This window comes from Haloarcula pellucida (assembly GCF_014647235.1).
In the GTDB taxonomy this organism is placed as follows: Archaea; Halobacteriota; Halobacteria; order Halobacteriales; family Haloarculaceae; genus Haloarcula; species Haloarcula pellucida.
This window is the reverse complement of the sequence record NZ_BMOU01000002.1, coordinates 327395-342932: the sequence shown is the minus strand read 5'-3', so window position 1 is coordinate 342932 and position 15538 is coordinate 327395. Positions and strand designations below refer to the sequence as shown.

Sequence of the window (15538 nt, the reverse complement as noted above, 5' to 3'; positions counted from 1 at the left end):
GTCGACCGGGAGGTGGGCGATGCCGCTGAACGTGCTGGCAGGCGTCGGCGCGTTCGTCGCGATACTCGGCGTCGTCATCCTCGCCCGCTTCGGCATCGCGTACGCTCGCTCGGACGACCTGAGCGTCTCGTGGGACCGGACGACGCGGTGGACGATGATGCTCGCGACGGGCGTCGCCGGAGCCGTCACGGTCGGCCTCATCCAGTTCGGCGACCTCGTCGGCATGGCCGTCGAGTTCGTCGTCAGTCACCCGTACTTCGTGACGAACATCGGCATCACGAGTCTCGGTGCTGGGGCGCTCTCGGGCCTGTTCACGCTGTCGACCGGGCAGTTCGTCGGTATCGCGATGATGCTCGTCGGTCTGGTGTTCCTCGTCGTGGAGGTGGACCAGTATGTCGGGTAGGTTCCTCTCGGTAGACTGTGTCCGGGTCTCCGACCTCTCGCCGGTTGGATGGTTCGGCATCGGTATCGGACTGGCTGGCGTCGCCTACGCGGCCCGCGAAATCACCGCCGCCATGGTGTTCGGCGGGTCGTGGCTCGAATCCATCGTCGTCGGTAGCCTCGCGCTCGTCATCGGTCTGGGGATTGCGTACGCCGACGGTGGTCCGGAGGTAGAAGCGGCGTGTGACCACTGCGGACAGTACATCCGCTCGCAGTCGAGTCGCGACGGCGTCGAGGAATTCGTCGAAGTGAAAGCCTCCGGGTCGCCGCGGCGCGCTCACCTCGGCCCGCTGTCGCTGGTACTCCAGCGCCAAACCGAGGAGTGGACCTACTGTTCAGGCGACTGTGCGGCCGCCGACGCCGACCGACGCGCCCTCATCGACGACGCCGACCACTCCCTCGGCATGACACCGGAGGTCGCCGATGACTGACGCGTACGCACTCCGAACGCTCGGGCATCCGGCGGTCGTCGGCGATGCGGTGCTCGGATTCGTGGCGCTCGGATTCGGTGCGTTCTCTGGCGGTGCGGCGGCCGCGTCGGAGAGCTACCACGTGCTCGCGCCGTCGGTGCTCCTACTCCTCGGAGGTATGGTCCTCCTCAAGTGGGCCGACGAACGCGCCCGAGGGGTGGCGCGACAGAACCGATGAGTCGGGCGTCCATCGTGCTGGTCGGACTGGTCAGCCTGCTGGTCGCCGCCCCAGTCGTCGGCGTGGTCGGTCTCGCCGACGCCCAACAGACGGCCGGGAACGCGACGAGCAACGCCAGCGCCGACTCAGAACTCACGCTCGACGACCTCACGGAGACCGGGCCGCGACAAGCGAACTCGCCGCCCAGCGTCAGGATGGGCGAGGACCAGTTCTACTGGGCAGTCTACTGGCCCGCAAACAACCCGTTCGCGAACGTCGGCGCGACCGACGGCGGCGAGTATCTGCCGCCCGGTCACACCGTCGGCCGGAACGCGGTGTATCTCCGGACGTGGACCTACGAGGACCAGCAGGAGACCGTTCACGTCGCCTACTGGGAGAAAGGGCAGAAAGTCGTCCAAGAAGGTAACACGTCGACCACCGTCCCGGTCGCTCGGAACGTCACGCACGTCACCCACAACGTCACGTTCGAGCGCGGTCGCCCGACCGTGAAAATCCCGCTTCGTCAGCACGACGAAGAGGTTCGCGTGACGATGTGGATAGAGGGCAAAGAGTACGCACGATGGGCCAACTTCGGCCACAAGAGCATCGCGACCACGCAGTCCGTGGACATCAACAGTGCTGGCGACTACATCGCGAGCGTCATCGTCGACTTCCTCCTCATCATCGTCGCCGGAGGCTTTGCTGTCGGGCTGGTCTGTAAACGAGCACTCGACAGAGCCGGACGAGGACCGGGATACGGTTACTTCCCGTGGATTCTCACGCTGTCAATCGGGACCGGACTCGGCGGCCTGCTGTTCTACGAGTCGCTGGCGAACCTCGTCGTGAACGCACAGTACATCGTCTCGCTGTACGTCGTCGGCCTGTTCGGCATAATCCTACTGGAGACGTACACCAGCGGGGTCAGCACGGCCGGGTTCGTCCGCCCGACGCTCGAACACGCCGAGTCGCCGACCGGTGACGACGCCTTCGACATGGTCGACGCCGAGGTGCGCGAAGAGACAATCGTCCGCAAGCCGGACGGGACGGTCGCGGTCGTCACTCAGGGCGTATTCCCGTTCCTCGCGCGGGTGTTCGGCAAGAGTGCCGAGTTGAAGAACGTCGAGCAACTCCGGACTCGCGTCCCGGTCGACGGGAAGTGGGACGAGATGTTCCTCGTCGACCCCGAATCGCCGGAACTGCTCTTCTACGAGAAAGAGGGTTGGACGCTCGACTGGCCGCCGTTCGACCGGGTTCACGCCGGGGAGTGGCTGGCTATCGGCGGCGCGGTCTCGCTGGCCGCGGCGTCAGTCTACACTGGCGTCGCGTCAGCGCTGGCCGTGACCGCGGTGACTGGCGGCGGTCTCCTCGTGTGGCTGGCGACGCCGACCGACGGAAAGGCCGCCGTGCGACCCGCGCCGGTCCACCTTCGGACGGCGTTCGGAACGATGGTCCAGTACGCCGAAGACGTGGACGACGCCAAGCGCTTCGAGGAACTGAAACAGCAACTCGACGGCGAGCGCATCAGCAAACAGCGCGACGTGGACCGCGAGGTCGCGGACCACGACCGCACGCTCGTCGAGGGGATGCTCGACCCCGAGGAGAAAGTCCCTGCGGCTGTCGAGGAGAGCGAGAGCGACGACGAGGTGACCGACCGCCAACGGGACGGCATCCTCGGGAACGGCGAGGTGGCCGACGATGACTGACGCCACGCCCGACCCGTACCGTCCGGCGCTCGTGACGCTCTCGGAGGACGTTCGAGAGCGGGTTCGCGAACTCCGCGACGGCCTCGCCTCAGAGGACCGCGTCCTCCGGTGGGTACAGGAGATGACGATTCGGACGCTGGGGCGGCTGGACATGCGCGTCTATACCGACCTCTCCCGGCAGTACCGCGGTCAACAGGGCGTCCTGCTGGCCGCGCTCGTCGTCCCCCACGAACGTCGCGGCCGGAACCGCGACCTCGACGACGAAACCGCTGAATCGCTCCGAGAGCGGTTTCTGTCCCACTACGTCCTGCCCGCTCATCGCGATGCGTTCCGACGCTTGCGGGCCGACGCGACCGAGTACATCGACGCGGCTGGCGACGACGACAGCCACGCGCCCGACCAACAGCGGTTCATCGCGATGCGGCCCGCGCTGACCGAACTCCAACAGTGGCAGGAACGCGTCCTCGATGACCTGCTGGCCGGGTTCGACGAACGCGGCGCGATTCTCGACTGGGGACAAGACGTGTTGCTGGCGACCCACGGCGAACTCGACAAGGAGTGGGTGACGCGGGTCCACGAAGAGGAATCGACGGTGGCCGTGTTGACCGGCGAAACGGTCGCGGACAAGCGGGCGCGTCGCCTCTTCGCCGCGTACCACATTCTCCCGCAGTTCCGCGCTGGGGTGCGTGTCCTGAGCGGGCGGGCTGGCGAGGTCCCCGATGAAACGAGCGACAAGCAGGAGGTGAACTACGCGTGAGTACGATTGAATGGGGGGACGAGAGTCTCGCCGACGACGAAACCACCCGTGAGGTGCTGGCACAGTTTGACGACCCAGTCCGGTCGACGAAACAGGCGACTGGGAACACGTCCCGCTGGTCGGACGCGCGACACATGCGAGAGCGGTTTAGAATGCCCGCGTGGGACGCCTCAAACTTCGAGTACGAGGGCGTCATCCCGAACTGCTGGGAGCACTCGTGGGACGCGGGCGGTGAGCGTATCGCTGGTGGGACGGACTTCCTCGCCCGCGGAAAGCCGGGTAAGGGGAAGTCGACGCTGGCGAACTACGTCGCCGTCCGGATGCTGGAGATAAACAACGAGAAGGTCGTATGGCGTGGGTCGTCCAGCCGGTCGGAATGGCTCCCGCTCGCGCCGTACACCGTCTTGTGTCTCCCCGAAGGCGTTGATGTGACCGCTCGGCTGGAGTCGAAAGACCCGACCGAACCTGCGGTGAAGCTCAGCATCGACCAGTTAGGGGAAATCGTTCGCGAGGTCCGGCGCTACGCGGACCCGGTCGACTTGAACCGGCGCGTTCTCGACGAAGGAACGTTCCACGTCGTCTACCCAGACCCACGACTGCGTGGCTGTCAGGAAATCTACGAGCGAGACCCTGAGAAACAGTACGACACGCCACCAGAGCGTGAGACGCTGTTCCACGAGAACGACCCGGCTAACCACTGGTGGTTCGCGTGGGCACTCGCGCGTGTCAACCACGGCCCGCATCACTGGACGACGTGGATTTGTGACGAAATCGGCGACATAGCGCCTCAGTCGGTCAGTAAGGATAGCTACGGCTCCTATCAGAAGGTCGAACTCCTCAAAGACATGTGGGTCGACGCCCGGAAGTTCGGGCTGTCGATTTTCCTGTTCGGTCACTCGGAGGTCGACATTCACCGTTATATCCGGCACAAAATCCGCTGGCGTATCCAGATGCCGGGCACGGCGAACCCGACGACCGCGAGCGACGTGGTCGGCTTCGAGAGCATTCGCATGAACCGCGAGGTCACCGACGAGTACCCCATCGGCAAGGCCTTGATGTACAACGAAACGAACTTCGACCCCTTCAGGTGGAAGGACATGCCGAGTCCGACCTCCTACAAACTCAAAATCGAGGTGGGACGCTGATGTCTCGCTCGATTTTCTCGAAAAAACGTCGCTCGAAGGGCGGGGTCGAAACTCGATATCGGGCGGCGAACCGGCCAGCAAACCGGATTGAATCGCTCTCTAACGCGCGCGCGGTTCAGATGGGAGCGCAGGGGTCCCCCCGCGGGGGCGCGGTTGGAGGTGCGTCCGCGTGATGGCCGTCGTCTACGAACTCGTCCGAGCGGCCGCCGAGTTCGTCGCGCCGTTCGTTGGCGTCGAGGGCGCACTCGTCTCGGCGCTGGCGGCGACGGCGGTCGGCCTCTACTACCTACGCGAGGCCGCGGACCTGCTGGTCATCGCCGCTCGGTGGGCGCGCATCGCCTCGGTCGTCGTCGGTGCGGTCGCGGTCGTGCTGGCCGTCGGAACCTACGTCGGCATCGTCGACCTCTCGGGCGGTTCGCTGGTCGCACAGGCAATAAACCAGATTTCGGAGGTAGTTCACTAATGCAAGATAACGGCCGAGAGAGAATAGCCGAGACAGTAAAAACAGTGGCGCTGGCGTTGCTGATAGCGCTGTCCGGTCCACTAATCGTAACTGGCGGACTGGTCTATGAGGCTGGGACGGCAGAAGCACAGACGAGCACACCGTCACCGCTGGCGTTCTGGAATGCAGAGTCTACGGGCGACACAACGACTCTCGTGGATGTCGAAGGCAGTCGAGACGCTTCGCTGACTGGCGCAACGTACGTAGAATCACTAAACGGTTCAGCTCTGCAGTTCGGCGGGAACGGATACGGGAGTGTAGCCTCGTCAGACGGGCTGTATCCGGGCACTTCCGACTTCACGATCGCGTCGACGTTCCGAACCAACAATTCGACAAAGCCCAAACAGGCGATAGTTGGGACGAACTGGGATAGTAATGCCGCGATACTTCTCCGACTGACTAATGGGAACGTCACATTTGCGTTCCGCGATGGGAACAGCGAGAACTACTACGAGACAGATTACAATGCGGCAGACGGCGAATGGCATCACGTCGCCGCAACTGTCGATAAATCAGCGAACACGGTGAAAATATACGTTGATGGAAAACTCATCGCCGAAGAATCGAACGACGCGGGAGACATTTCGGAGACCTTAGACTGGGCTATTGGTGCTCGGCATAGGTTCGGAGGAGATTACGTCGACAGGTTCGACGGTTCGATAGATGACGTGCGAGTCTATCACCAATCGCTCTCACAAGAACAGGTTCAGACCATATCATCAGTCGGAACGGTTTCGGGAACTGTCCGAGACCTCTCCGGAAACAAGTTGAGTGGTGCAACTGTAGCGTCTAACGGCCGTTCAACTACGACGAATCAAAACGGCGTCTATGAATTATCTGTTCCAAATGGCGAGCGGAAAATCACTACGTCGAATAGTGGTGTCTCAGAAAGCAAGACGGTCAGTGTATCTGGTGATGTCATCTCGGGTGTCGATATCCGCCTCGGCTACGAAATGGCGTTCGTCCTCGACGACCGAACGAACGCGAGCATCTTCGCGGGCGAGGACCCGCGGCTTATCGTCGAGCGACCGGACGGCACGCTGACAACGACCTCGTTCAACCACAATGACCGGGCGTTCGTTGGCATGGTCGACGGCCGCACCTACAACCTCACGGTCACCAGCGACTACCCGGCGGTGTGGGACACGTACGGCTTCATCGCCGTCGAGTCCATCCGCGAGGGGCCGCTCGTTATGGAGTCCGACTTGTGGGACGAGACGAGCAGCCTCGGGACGCCAGCCGCGCCGACCGCGGCCACACCGTCGTCGTCGTCGACGCCGACGCTCGACGAACGGCTGGACGTTCGGTTCGCCGAACTCGAAGAGGACGACGGCACTTCGGTTACGGTTCGGTCGCCGGAGCCGGTGACGCGGGTCAACTACACGATTCGCGACGAGAATGGTACGGCGCTGTTCAACCAGACGCGCGAGTTCGACGAAGCGACGCAGTACTATCAGGCGCTGTTGAACGACAGCGTGACGAGTAACGCCTCGGATGTGGACGACCCGACGATGACGTACTCGGGTGAGTACGCGAACGGGTCGACGTTCAACGGGACGACGGACCTCTCGGCATCGTTCGGCACGGGCGGCATCGGCGGGCCGACCGGGTCGGGCGGCGGTGGCGGCGGGTCAGCGGGCGGCGTCGTGCTGCTGGCGGGCGGCGCGGCGGTCGCGGCCTATCGCTACCGACGACCGCTCATCAACGCAGCGTCGAGCGCGGTCGGGAGGCTCTCGGGATGAGCCTTCTCGAAGGCGACTCGGTGTTCGGAACTGCGGCAACGTGGGCTATCGTCCTCGGCGCTGTGGTCGCGTTCGGTGGCTACGCCGCCGTCGGAACACTCCAACCGCTCGTTGCTGGTGTTGCTGTCATGGTGGCGGGCTTCGGACTGCTGTTCCTCGACACGCTCGCCGCGCCGACGTTCGGAAAGGCGCTCTTCGTCCTCGGTATCGCGCTACTGGTCTCGCCGTTGGCCGTTGAGTCGGTTCCGGGCGAGGTCGCGTACGGCGGTATCGTCGTGCTGGCGCTCGCGGGAGCCGAACGGCGTGAGGAGGTCCGACCGTGGTAGTCGATACTCTCGCCGCGGCGCTGTCGGCCGTCCCTGACTCGGTGATGAGTGGCCTCGGATGGGTCGTTACGGCGGTTTTCGCCATTCTCGTGTTCCGGGCCGAACGGAAGATTCTGCGGATGATACCGACGAAACTCGTTGTCGGCGTCGTCCTCCTGTTAGTCGGGTGGGTGGTCATCGCGTGAGAGCGAGACGTATCGCGCTCACGGCGCTGGTGGTCGGGTTCGTCTTCGCGGTCGTGATGACGCTCCGGTACGCCGTCTACGGCTGTTGGGCCGACCGCTTCGGCCGCTGTATCCACTGGTGGATGATTCGGGACTACCCACTCGGGGTACTCGTCGCTGGTGTGCTGGGGCTGTTGATGGGTCTGTGGCAGGCGCGAGGTGAGGCGGCGTGAGCGCGCCGGTCGACGTGCCGCTCGTCGCCTGCGTTCGGTGTGCCTCGATGTCCCAGCGCTGGTGTCCGGCCTGCGGTCGAATGACCTCGTTCTAACCCTCCCGTTTCGACTGCCCGATTTTCTGCGGCGGTGCGGTTGCGGTAGTATTGCGGTCTGGGGTGCGTTGCGGGTGCGGCCCGACCGAAGGGAGGGGCGCGTATTTGGATTGTGTACCGTTCGGTACACTACCTAAGGGTGGCCTGCCCAACCGGTACGAAAGCGAGCGCGACGGCCGCCGCTGGCGAGGTGAGCGACCGGGAAAATTACGGGCCGGAACCGGCTGGAACGCGGTTGGTATATAAACGAAACTACCCGCAGGACAGTGATGCCTCTGTGCTGGAGCCGCTTACCAGATGGGTCGGTCCACGTTGTGCTTGCCGAGGAACCGGTCGTCGACGACGACGCGGCGGTCGCGCCGAAGCTCACCGTCGAGACCTTTCCAGTCGATGAGCGCGGACTCGAAGCGGTCGGTCGGCAGTGGTGACGCCTCGGCGGCGTCGAGGCCGGAACGCAGTATCTTCAGTATCTCCTGAAGCGACACCGGGCGCTTCAGTTCCATCTCCAGCGGGTCGCTCGTCGAGTGGACGACGATGCCGTGACGGTTCGCCCACCGTTCGAGCGCCCACGGTTCACCGTCATCGCGACGAGAGAACGGCGAGGCACGGTCGGCGACGCGTCGGAGGGCGTCGGTCGTAGCGTCCTTCGTGGCCTGCCAGCGCTCGGCGACCTCGCGAATCTGGTCCCGGACGATACCGTCACGGAACCGGACCATGCCGTTCTCGACCTCGATGATGTCGCCGAACCGCTCGGCCGCACGGTAGACCGTCGAGGCCGATTTCCCGGCCTCCTCGGCTACCTCTTGGTAGTGCCGACCGCCGCCGTCGGTCATCGCGACCAGCACGTCCCACGCGCCCTCCGTGGTCTCCGGGCCAGCGAGTTGGTCGAGCGCATCCGCCCGTTCCTGCTGTTCGAGGTCGGGCATCGGGTTGGGATACACGTCGACCGCGTCGTCGGCCTGTCCCGGCTCGAAATACGGGTCGTCGACCCACACATCCGACTCCGGCGAGAAGTCGACGCCCGCCCAGTGGAGGGCGTTCACGACCGTTTCGCGGAACTCCGCGACTGCAGAGTCGTAGCCCTGCCACTGAATCGCGGACTCGCCGCTCGGATAGTAGTCCGACCAGTACTGACACTCGATTTTGTGGTGGTACAGCGGGTCGTCACCCGTGTCTTCCGACCGGACCCACTTCGGCTGATACGCTTTCAGTCGCTTCGCGAGTGTCTGTTCGGGCAGGAGTCGTTTCCAGTTGTCAGGCGACAGCGCGACGGCCTCGTAGTGGGCTTTGACCTTCTCGTGGTCCCACTTGTGCTCACCGCGGCCGCGGCCGTTCGAGAACTGCGCGAGGTGTTCGAGCACGCCGCCCTTCCCACCGATGCACCCAGTCGCGACCTCGCGGAGGATGCGCCCGTACAGTTCGAGCGCGTAGATAGACGACCACTCGTGAGCGTCGACGAAGTATCCGGCGTCGATGGAAAGGTGCGACGCGAGCGACTGGAGCAACCCCAGCACCTCGAACTTCGAGAGGTTCGTCGACTCCACCTGTACGCGGATGGACTCGGGACACTGCGTTGGCATCCCACCGATGAGTTCGCCGGTCTCGATGTGCCGAGCTTCGGGATATCCCGGTCGAAAGGTGAAGTCCGCGCCGAGTTCGTCGTTCGGGTCGTCAGCGGCGTACACACCGAGTTTGTACTCGTTCATCGCGCCGTCGAACGTGGCTGACGGCGGCGCTTCGAGTTTACCACTCCAGTGGGTCGACCGTACGACCTCGTACTCCGTGCCGTCGAAGACGAACGTCTCCTCGCCGTCTTCCAGGTCAGGTTCGTACTGACTGACCATCGCCCAGTACGGGGAGAGACCACCCTCGTCAAACACGAGGTTCGCGCCGATTCGGTGGGTCTGAAGGTCGATTACCTCCTCGATACTTGTCGAGACGCCCGTCATGGGTCCTGCCCTCCGTCAGTGGCGTACGCGCCGAGCGTCGCGGTCTCGGTTTCCGGAGTGGTCTTGTTGGTGTCGACGCCGTCGGGCGAGTACCCGTCACTCAGTCGCGCCCGCTCCTCAGCGTCGCGTTCGCGGAGGTCGGCGGCCGTCACGAACCCGTCGGCGTCGCAGCACTCGCAGGACGCGCGTGGCCCGAACGGGAGCCGGTCGGGCCGCTCGCCGTTCAAACGAAGCCACTCCTCGCGCTGGTCGAGGCGCTGGAGAATCGCCGCCCGCGGTTCGTCCAGCGGGTTCCGGGCTTCGTCGGCGTAGCGGTCGTTCGCCAGCCGCATCTCGACGGCGTGCCACGCCGCGACCCGTTCGAGGCTGTCGATGCCGTTGATGAGCGAGAAGACGAGTTGCTTCCGTCCGGCGTTCCGCAGTAGGTCGGCATCCAGCCAGCGAGCCGGGTCCTCGCCGATTCGCTCGGCGAGATTCGGACAGCGCATCCGCTCGCGGCGGTCTCCCGACTGCGTCGTCGACGGCATTACGCACCGTCACCTCCGTCTTCGAGTATCGTCGACCAGCGCAACTGCGCACACGTCTCCTCCCGGCGGTCGACACCGTACCACCGGTCACGGAGGTGCTCGTCAACGATGCTCGCCGGAACGACGGCGAGCGAGACGAGTTCCTTCGACGCGCCTGCGTCGTCGTAAACGGCTAAGACGTAGACCGCGGACTCATCGACTAACCAGCCGTGCTGTCCACCGTCGCGGCCTTTGAAACACCACGAACCGTGGGCCGAACTCGTTCCCTTCGAGCGCTCTCGAACGCACGCTTTGATTTCGATGCGCTCGCCGCGCTCGACGACCGGCATCGCCCACAGGACGGGCACGCCAGCATCGACGGTCGACGGTTCGAGGAGGCTGGTCGTCACCGCGTCGTAGTGGTCGTCCGCGTCAGTCGCGGCCTTCAGCACGTCGACCGCGTCGATGACCAGCGTCTCCACGTCGGTCCCGATAGCCTTCGGGTCCGCCAGCGAGTTGGTACTCACGCGCCGACCCTCCCGAGTCGCGTGGCGTGCTCCGCACCGGTCCACGGTCGAACTCGTGCCCCGCCACCAGCGTAGGCCCACACCGTCGCGCCGAGGAGGTGTTCGCGGGCGATGCTACGCACCGTCCTCACCTCCGAGGTCGTCGGCCGCGCGAAACAGTCGCGAGGACTCTTTCCCGGTCGAGCACTGCGGACACAGGTCGTCGTACTGGAGGTCTCCCACATCCGGCTGACCCGGCGGCAGGTAGCGCCAGCGCTTCGCCGTGGGCGTCGCTTCGCCACAGCCGTCGCACTCGAAGGCCTCCCGGCCGCCGTCGGAGATGGCCCGGCCGCGACCACAAGTGCCACACGACCCCAGCCGCCCGTAAACACAACTCTCGTCGCTCGTCAGCCGGTACTGTGAACCGCGAACGTGCGGGCACAGCGGCGAGTAGTGCTTTTTCTCACCGTGTTCAGTGACGTAGCGTCGACCACCAGCGGATTTCCGCTCGATGTGTTCGTTCCAGCAGTCCTCGCAGATGTGTGGGCCGTACTTGCTGGCCTCGAACGCACGCAGACAGGTAGGACAGACCGGAACCTCGCCGACGGTCTCGACGACGCCGACAGGCTCCTCGACGAAAACGCGATGAAGGAAGCGGCGCGAATCGCTCCACTCGAACGAGTCGCTCACTGCGAACCCTCCCGGTCAGTGGCCGTGTCTACGACGCGGAGGTTTCCGCAACCCTCGCACGACAGGAACCCGTTGCCGTCGGAAGTGTGGACCGTATCCGCGTCGCACCGATGGCAGTAGAGAGTCCGCTCAGTACCGTCCGTAGACTGACCGCCGTCGGTCACGAGCGTGGCCTGTTCCGGCCCGGTATCGACCTCACCGACCCACAAGTCGTCGGCAGGATGTAGTGGCGGCAGGTCGCCACGAGTATCCTCGCAGTGCGGCGAGAGACGTGCGATGACGTTCCCAACGTTCGAGGTTATCCACTGGCGGAGCACGTCCCCGAACTCGTGGGTGTACCACCCGGCGAGGTCGTCGGGGTCGTAGCGATGGGCGCACATCGCGAGCGCCGCGAGGTCACCCGACGTGACCCGACGTTGCTCTTTGACGACGATGGGCTTCCGCGTGTCGCCGACATCGAGGCGACTCTGTTCGTGGTCGCCCATCTACGCGTCACCTCCCGACCGCTGACGGTCCCACTCGAACTCGTGGTCGAGCGTCACGTCGTCGCTCGCGAGTTTGTCGGCGAGTCGCTCGTCGGGGTAGTCGTGGTCGCCGAACCCGGACGTATCGGCCTCTTCGCCGGTGTCGACGCTCCGGTGGAGCCTCGTGCCGTTCTTGAACGTGAGGAGGTACGTCTCGACGCCGAACTCTGCAACGCTGTCCTCACCGTCGGGGAAACACTGTCCGCAGTACTCGCGGTCGTCAGCACGGCGCGAGTCGGTGGGACAGGTGAGCCATTTACCCTTCGTGTTGCAGGGAGTTTCGAGCGTCAGCGTCATGGCCGACACCTCCGACCGTCGTCGGTCGCTGGACAGCGCTGGAACGGTTCGTCGATAACCTCGCCACAGGTGTCGCAAATGAGCCGCTCGCTACGGTCGGAGAGGCTCATGCGGACCACCCCGTAGAACGGCCGCTAACTGTCAGGAAACCCGGGAAAAAGGGTTTGTAGGTAGTGGGCCGGCGCGAATTCGAATCGCGGTTACGGCCACCCGAAGGCCGAAGGATACCAGGCTACCCCACCGGCCCGTGCGATAGCATCTGAACGAACGGGGAGGGACGGTTTAATCGTTGCGAAACGAGCGTCCGCGAGACGGGCGTCCCGGTCGCCCACTCGGAGCCGTCCCGCATATCCGGAGACGGTTGGCCGCGACGAGGACGAGGACGAGGAGGAACATGATGCGGGGAATGCGCGGATGGCCGCCGCCGATACCCGCCGCGAGGAGACCGACCAGCCACGCCGCCCCGGCAGTGGGTACCGCGAGCGACGTCGTCGTCCGCTGGACGACGAACGCCCGAACCAAAACCAGATAGAACGCACCGACGAGGACGAACCCAACGAGTCCGAGGTCGACGAGTACCTGCGTGTAGAAGACATCGAGAAAACTAACTGTGGGGTTCTCCGGCGAGGCGAACCACCCGTAGCCGAACACCGGACGATCCGTCCAGAGGCCGAGCGCCTTTCGTGTGAGTTCGTACCGGGAGTATATTGCACCGGTTCCGGGACCGCTGAAGACGATAGTTCCGTCTCGAAACGCGATGGTCGGCAGGAACCGCCCGAGCAGTTTGGGGCGCGTCGTGAGGAGGACGCCGCCGGCGGCGATACCCGTCCCGACGCCGCCGACGAGTAGCGAGACGGAGAGACGACGGTACGAGAGGACGACGGTGACAGCCACACCGGCGACGAGCGTGATGAGACCCGAGCGTGACCCCGTCGAGACGACAGCGAGAAGGCAGCAGAGTCCTCCGAGGGCAGCGACAAGCGCCTCTAGCGGCCGTTCTCTGATCCGGCCGGCACCGTGTGCCAGACAGAGGAGCGCGGGCAGGGCGAGAAACACCGCGAGCGTGTTCGGGTTGTGCCAGAACACCGTCACCCGGGTGAACCCGGAGGTCGACACGGTGCGAACGACAGTCGTGACCGCGACGACGACGCCGGCTCCCGAAAGGACGACGAGCAACGCGTTCCAGTCGACACGGTCAGCGAAGGCCTGCGCGAGAACGAACAGGACGGTCACCTCGAACCACTTCAGCGTCCACAGGGCGTTGACCGCGGCGACGTCCGGCGAGCGAACGACCGCGGCGGCTAGGGAGACGACCATCCACCCACCGGCGACGAGAAACCACGCCGTCGGCGACGGCAGCGAGAGGGAGAGTCGCCAGTCGTCGGCACGGAGCCGTTCGAGGACGAACAGCACAGCGATCGCCAGCAAGACGAGATCGGACAGGTTCACCGACGCGTACTGCGAGGCGACCAGCGGGAGCGGGAACTGGACGGAGAACACGACGCTGAGGACGAACAGGAGAAACAGCGCGTGTGGTCCGCGGGCGGTCATGCCAGCATGTGCCGGATGGCTTCGGGCCGGCCATCGAGCGTGTGATACGTCCCTTGTAAAGCGAAGGCCGCGACCGTGAGCAGTTTGTCCGGGAGCGCCCGTTCGGGGACGGTGTGGTCGTAGCCCGACTTGAGCGCCCGAATCTCCGCCAGACGCGCCTCCGGTGGCTCCCCCGTCGTCTTCGCCGCCTCGTGGAGTCGGCGAGCGCCGAGGAACCCGGGGACGTGCGTCATCTCGAGGTCGGCCTCGAGGAGTCGCCAGAACAGTTCCGTGTCCATCGTGTACTGCAGGTCCTCGTCGATGCCACCGACGCCCTCTATGACGCCACGGCGGAAGAACGTGCTGTGGTTGCCGGTGAACTGGTAGTAGTGTTTGTGGACGAACCGCGAAGGACGCGTGTTGTACTTCCGGCCAATCTCCTCTCCATCGGCGTCGACGAAGACGAAGTCGCCGTAGATGACGTCGCTATCGGGGTTATCGCGGCGCGCCTCGGCGAAGGTGTCGAGCGCACCGGGAAGGAGATAGTCGTCGGAGTTGACCCAGCAGAGCCAGCGGCCGGTCGCCATCTCGATGCCCTTATTGAGCGCGTCCGATTGGCCGTCGTCGGGTTCAGACACCCAGCGGAGGTCGTATCGGTCCTCGTAGGATTCGAGGAGGGCGACGGACCCATCGGTCGACCCGCCGTCGACCACGACGTGTTCCACCGACGGGCCGGTCTGCTCCATGACCGACCGGAGGTTGTCCTCCAAGAACTCGGCCTGCTCGTAGGACGGTGTCACCACGCTCACCAGTGGCCCCGACATACGTACCAATTCGAACACTCACCGACGTATATCGTTCGGTCGTTCTGTCCGCCGTCTCAGGGCTGCCGTCGGTCCACGCCGTCGCCTTGCTCGCGAGCGAATCGGGCGTACACCAGACGGCGCATCCGGTCGGGAACGAGTCGCAACGTCGTCCGTGCCGTCACGTTGCACAGAAAGACCGGGAGCGAGGTGAACCCTCGGCGGTAGAACTCCACCTGCCGCCGAACCTCCGCACGGGCGTACTCCAGCCCGCCACGGCGGCCGGCGAGTTCGGCCCCCGCCCGAACGTTCACCAGTACTTCCGGGACGTTCGCGAACCGCGCGCCGTCACACAGCATTCTGATCCAGAGGTCGTAATCCTCCATCCGGGTGACGGGCCGGTAGTTGCCTGCCGACAGCACCGCCGCCCGGCGCATCAACACCGTCCCGTGGTTCATCGGACTCCGGAACCGCGCCATCCGCTCGATGTCGGCGTGGGTCGTCGGAACCTCGCGGCGGGCGACGACGTTCTCGGGGTCGTCGGCGAACTCCGCGATGTAGCCTCCGAGCACGTCCACGTCGGGATTGTCGGCGACGTACCGGCACTGGGTCTCGAACCGGGTCCGAACGTTGTGGTCGTCGGCGTCGAACCGCGCGACCCACGGGTGGCGAGCGGCCTCGACGCCGACGCGGAGTGCGTTCCCCAGTCCGCCGTTCTCGGTGAGCGCGTGTCGCCGGAGTGTGTCCGGATACCGCCGTTCCCACTCGTCGAGCGTGGCGTCGAGTTCGTCGGTGAGGGGGCCGTCCTCGACGACGAGAAGTTCGTCCGGTCGCCGCGTCTGGTCGAAACAGCTGGCGAGCGCCGTGTCGAGTTCCGCGGCATCGTCGCCAGCGTAGGTCGGCAACAGGACGGAGAACGACATCGCCATTAGCCGCGAGAAAGCCGGGCACGGAGATAAATGGTGGTGTCCGACTTCCTCGTATGGGTTCGCGGGTGC

At 65.0% G+C, this 15538-nt stretch carries 21 protein-coding genes and 1 tRNA gene; 11 read left to right on the top strand and 11 right to left on the bottom strand.

The window, feature by feature from the left end; translation table 11 throughout:
* The first annotated feature begins 19 nt into the window (after window positions 1-19).
* The 11 genes from IEY28_RS08355 (at window position 20) to IEY28_RS08305 (ending at window position 7640) form a co-directional block, all read left to right on the top strand.
* Window positions 20-403 carry a hypothetical protein gene (locus tag IEY28_RS08355; RefSeq protein WP_188996309.1) on the top strand — a complete coding sequence of 128 codons (384 nt, stop codon included), beginning with the start codon at window positions 20-22 and terminating at the stop codon, window positions 401-403.
* Window positions 393-872: a hypothetical protein gene (locus IEY28_RS08350; RefSeq protein WP_188996307.1), complete on the top strand. Its 480-nt coding sequence runs from the start codon at window positions 393-395 to the stop codon at window positions 870-872. Before IEY28_RS08355 ends, IEY28_RS08350 begins: the two co-directional genes overlap by 11 nt.
* Window positions 865-1089: a hypothetical protein gene (locus IEY28_RS08345; RefSeq protein ID WP_188996306.1), complete on the top strand. Its 225-nt coding sequence runs from the start codon at window positions 865-867 to the stop codon at window positions 1087-1089. The genes IEY28_RS08350 and IEY28_RS08345 overlap by 8 nt, the downstream gene beginning before the upstream one ends.
* Window positions 1086-2771 carry a hypothetical protein gene (locus IEY28_RS08340; protein ID WP_188996304.1) on the top strand — a complete coding sequence of 562 codons (1686 nt, stop codon included), beginning with the start codon at window positions 1086-1088 and terminating at the stop codon, window positions 2769-2771. Before IEY28_RS08345 ends, IEY28_RS08340 begins: the two co-directional genes overlap by 4 nt.
* Entirely contained in the window at window positions 2764-3528 is a 765-nt protein-coding gene (locus tag IEY28_RS08335; RefSeq protein ID WP_188996302.1) for a hypothetical protein, read from the top strand. The genes IEY28_RS08340 and IEY28_RS08335 overlap by 8 nt, the downstream gene beginning before the upstream one ends.
* Complete coding sequence (locus IEY28_RS08330; RefSeq protein ID WP_188996300.1) at window positions 3525-4673, top strand: ATP-binding protein; 1149 nt, start codon at window positions 3525-3527, stop codon at window positions 4671-4673. The genes IEY28_RS08335 and IEY28_RS08330 overlap by 4 nt, the downstream gene beginning before the upstream one ends.
* Before the next feature lie 172 nt (window positions 4674-4845).
* A complete protein-coding gene (locus tag IEY28_RS08325; RefSeq protein WP_188996298.1) occupies window positions 4846-5136 on the top strand; it encodes a hypothetical protein in 291 nt (96 codons plus the stop codon).
* Window positions 5136-6917, top strand: coding sequence for a LamG-like jellyroll fold domain-containing protein (locus IEY28_RS08320; RefSeq protein WP_188996296.1), 1782 nt, complete (start codon window positions 5136-5138; stop codon window positions 6915-6917). Before IEY28_RS08325 ends, IEY28_RS08320 begins: the two co-directional genes overlap by 1 nt.
* On the top strand, window positions 6914-7243 hold the full coding sequence (locus IEY28_RS08315; protein WP_188996294.1) for a hypothetical protein: 330 nt from the start codon (window positions 6914-6916) through the stop codon (window positions 7241-7243). The genes IEY28_RS08320 and IEY28_RS08315 overlap by 4 nt, the downstream gene beginning before the upstream one ends.
* Window positions 7237-7428, top strand: coding sequence for a hypothetical protein (locus tag IEY28_RS08310; RefSeq protein WP_188996292.1), 192 nt, complete (start codon window positions 7237-7239; stop codon window positions 7426-7428). The genes IEY28_RS08315 and IEY28_RS08310 overlap by 7 nt, the downstream gene beginning before the upstream one ends.
* Window positions 7425-7640 carry a hypothetical protein gene (locus tag IEY28_RS08305; RefSeq protein ID WP_188996290.1) on the top strand — a complete coding sequence of 72 codons (216 nt, stop codon included), beginning with the start codon at window positions 7425-7427 and terminating at the stop codon, window positions 7638-7640. The genes IEY28_RS08310 and IEY28_RS08305 overlap by 4 nt, the downstream gene beginning before the upstream one ends.
* A gap of 385 nt (window positions 7641-8025) precedes the next feature.
* On the opposite strand, the gene IEY28_RS08300 is transcribed toward IEY28_RS08305, so the two are convergent.
* The 11 genes from IEY28_RS08300 to IEY28_RS08255 form a co-directional block, all read right to left on the bottom strand.
* A complete protein-coding gene (locus IEY28_RS08300) occupies window positions 8026-9684 on the bottom strand; it encodes a DUF7845 domain-containing protein (RefSeq protein WP_188996288.1) in 1659 nt (552 codons plus the stop codon).
* Complete coding sequence (locus IEY28_RS08295; protein ID WP_188996286.1) at window positions 9681-10211, bottom strand: hypothetical protein; 531 nt, start codon at window positions 10209-10211, stop codon at window positions 9681-9683. Before IEY28_RS08295 ends, IEY28_RS08300 begins: the two co-directional genes overlap by 4 nt.
* The gene (locus IEY28_RS08290) at window positions 10211-10717 is read right to left on the bottom strand and encodes a PD-(D/E)XK family putative nuclease (protein WP_188996284.1); all 507 of its coding nucleotides are present in this window, start codon (window positions 10715-10717) and stop codon (window positions 10211-10213) included. Before IEY28_RS08290 ends, IEY28_RS08295 begins: the two co-directional genes overlap by 1 nt.
* Window positions 10714-10839, bottom strand: a complete 126-nt coding sequence (locus tag IEY28_RS20750) for a hypothetical protein (RefSeq protein WP_268239427.1) — start codon at window positions 10837-10839, stop codon at window positions 10714-10716. Before IEY28_RS20750 ends, IEY28_RS08290 begins: the two co-directional genes overlap by 4 nt.
* A complete protein-coding gene (locus IEY28_RS08285) occupies window positions 10832-11386 on the bottom strand; it encodes a hypothetical protein (protein ID WP_188996283.1) in 555 nt (184 codons plus the stop codon). Before IEY28_RS08285 ends, IEY28_RS20750 begins: the two co-directional genes overlap by 8 nt.
* Window positions 11383-11871, bottom strand: a complete 489-nt coding sequence (locus tag IEY28_RS08280) for a hypothetical protein (RefSeq protein WP_188996281.1) — start codon at window positions 11869-11871, stop codon at window positions 11383-11385. Before IEY28_RS08280 ends, IEY28_RS08285 begins: the two co-directional genes overlap by 4 nt.
* Window positions 11872-12207 (bottom strand): hypothetical protein, encoded by a 336-nt coding sequence (locus IEY28_RS08275; RefSeq protein WP_188996279.1) that lies wholly within the window; start codon window positions 12205-12207, stop codon window positions 11872-11874.
* A 174-nt stretch (window positions 12208-12381) separates the two neighbouring features.
* Window positions 12382-12454 (bottom strand) — tRNA-Pro (locus tag IEY28_RS08270).
* A gap of 35 nt (window positions 12455-12489) precedes the next feature.
* Window positions 12490-13758: an O-antigen ligase family protein gene (locus tag IEY28_RS08265; protein WP_188996277.1), complete on the bottom strand. Its 1269-nt coding sequence runs from the start codon at window positions 13756-13758 to the stop codon at window positions 12490-12492.
* Window positions 13755-14561, bottom strand: a complete 807-nt coding sequence (locus IEY28_RS08260) for a glycosyltransferase family 2 protein (RefSeq protein ID WP_188996275.1) — start codon at window positions 14559-14561, stop codon at window positions 13755-13757. The genes IEY28_RS08265 and IEY28_RS08260 overlap by 4 nt, the downstream gene beginning before the upstream one ends.
* Before the next feature lie 56 nt (window positions 14562-14617).
* The gene (locus IEY28_RS08255; RefSeq protein ID WP_188996273.1) at window positions 14618-15469 is read right to left on the bottom strand and encodes a glycosyltransferase; all 852 of its coding nucleotides are present in this window, start codon (window positions 15467-15469) and stop codon (window positions 14618-14620) included.
* Window positions 15470-15538 lie beyond the last annotated feature (69 nt).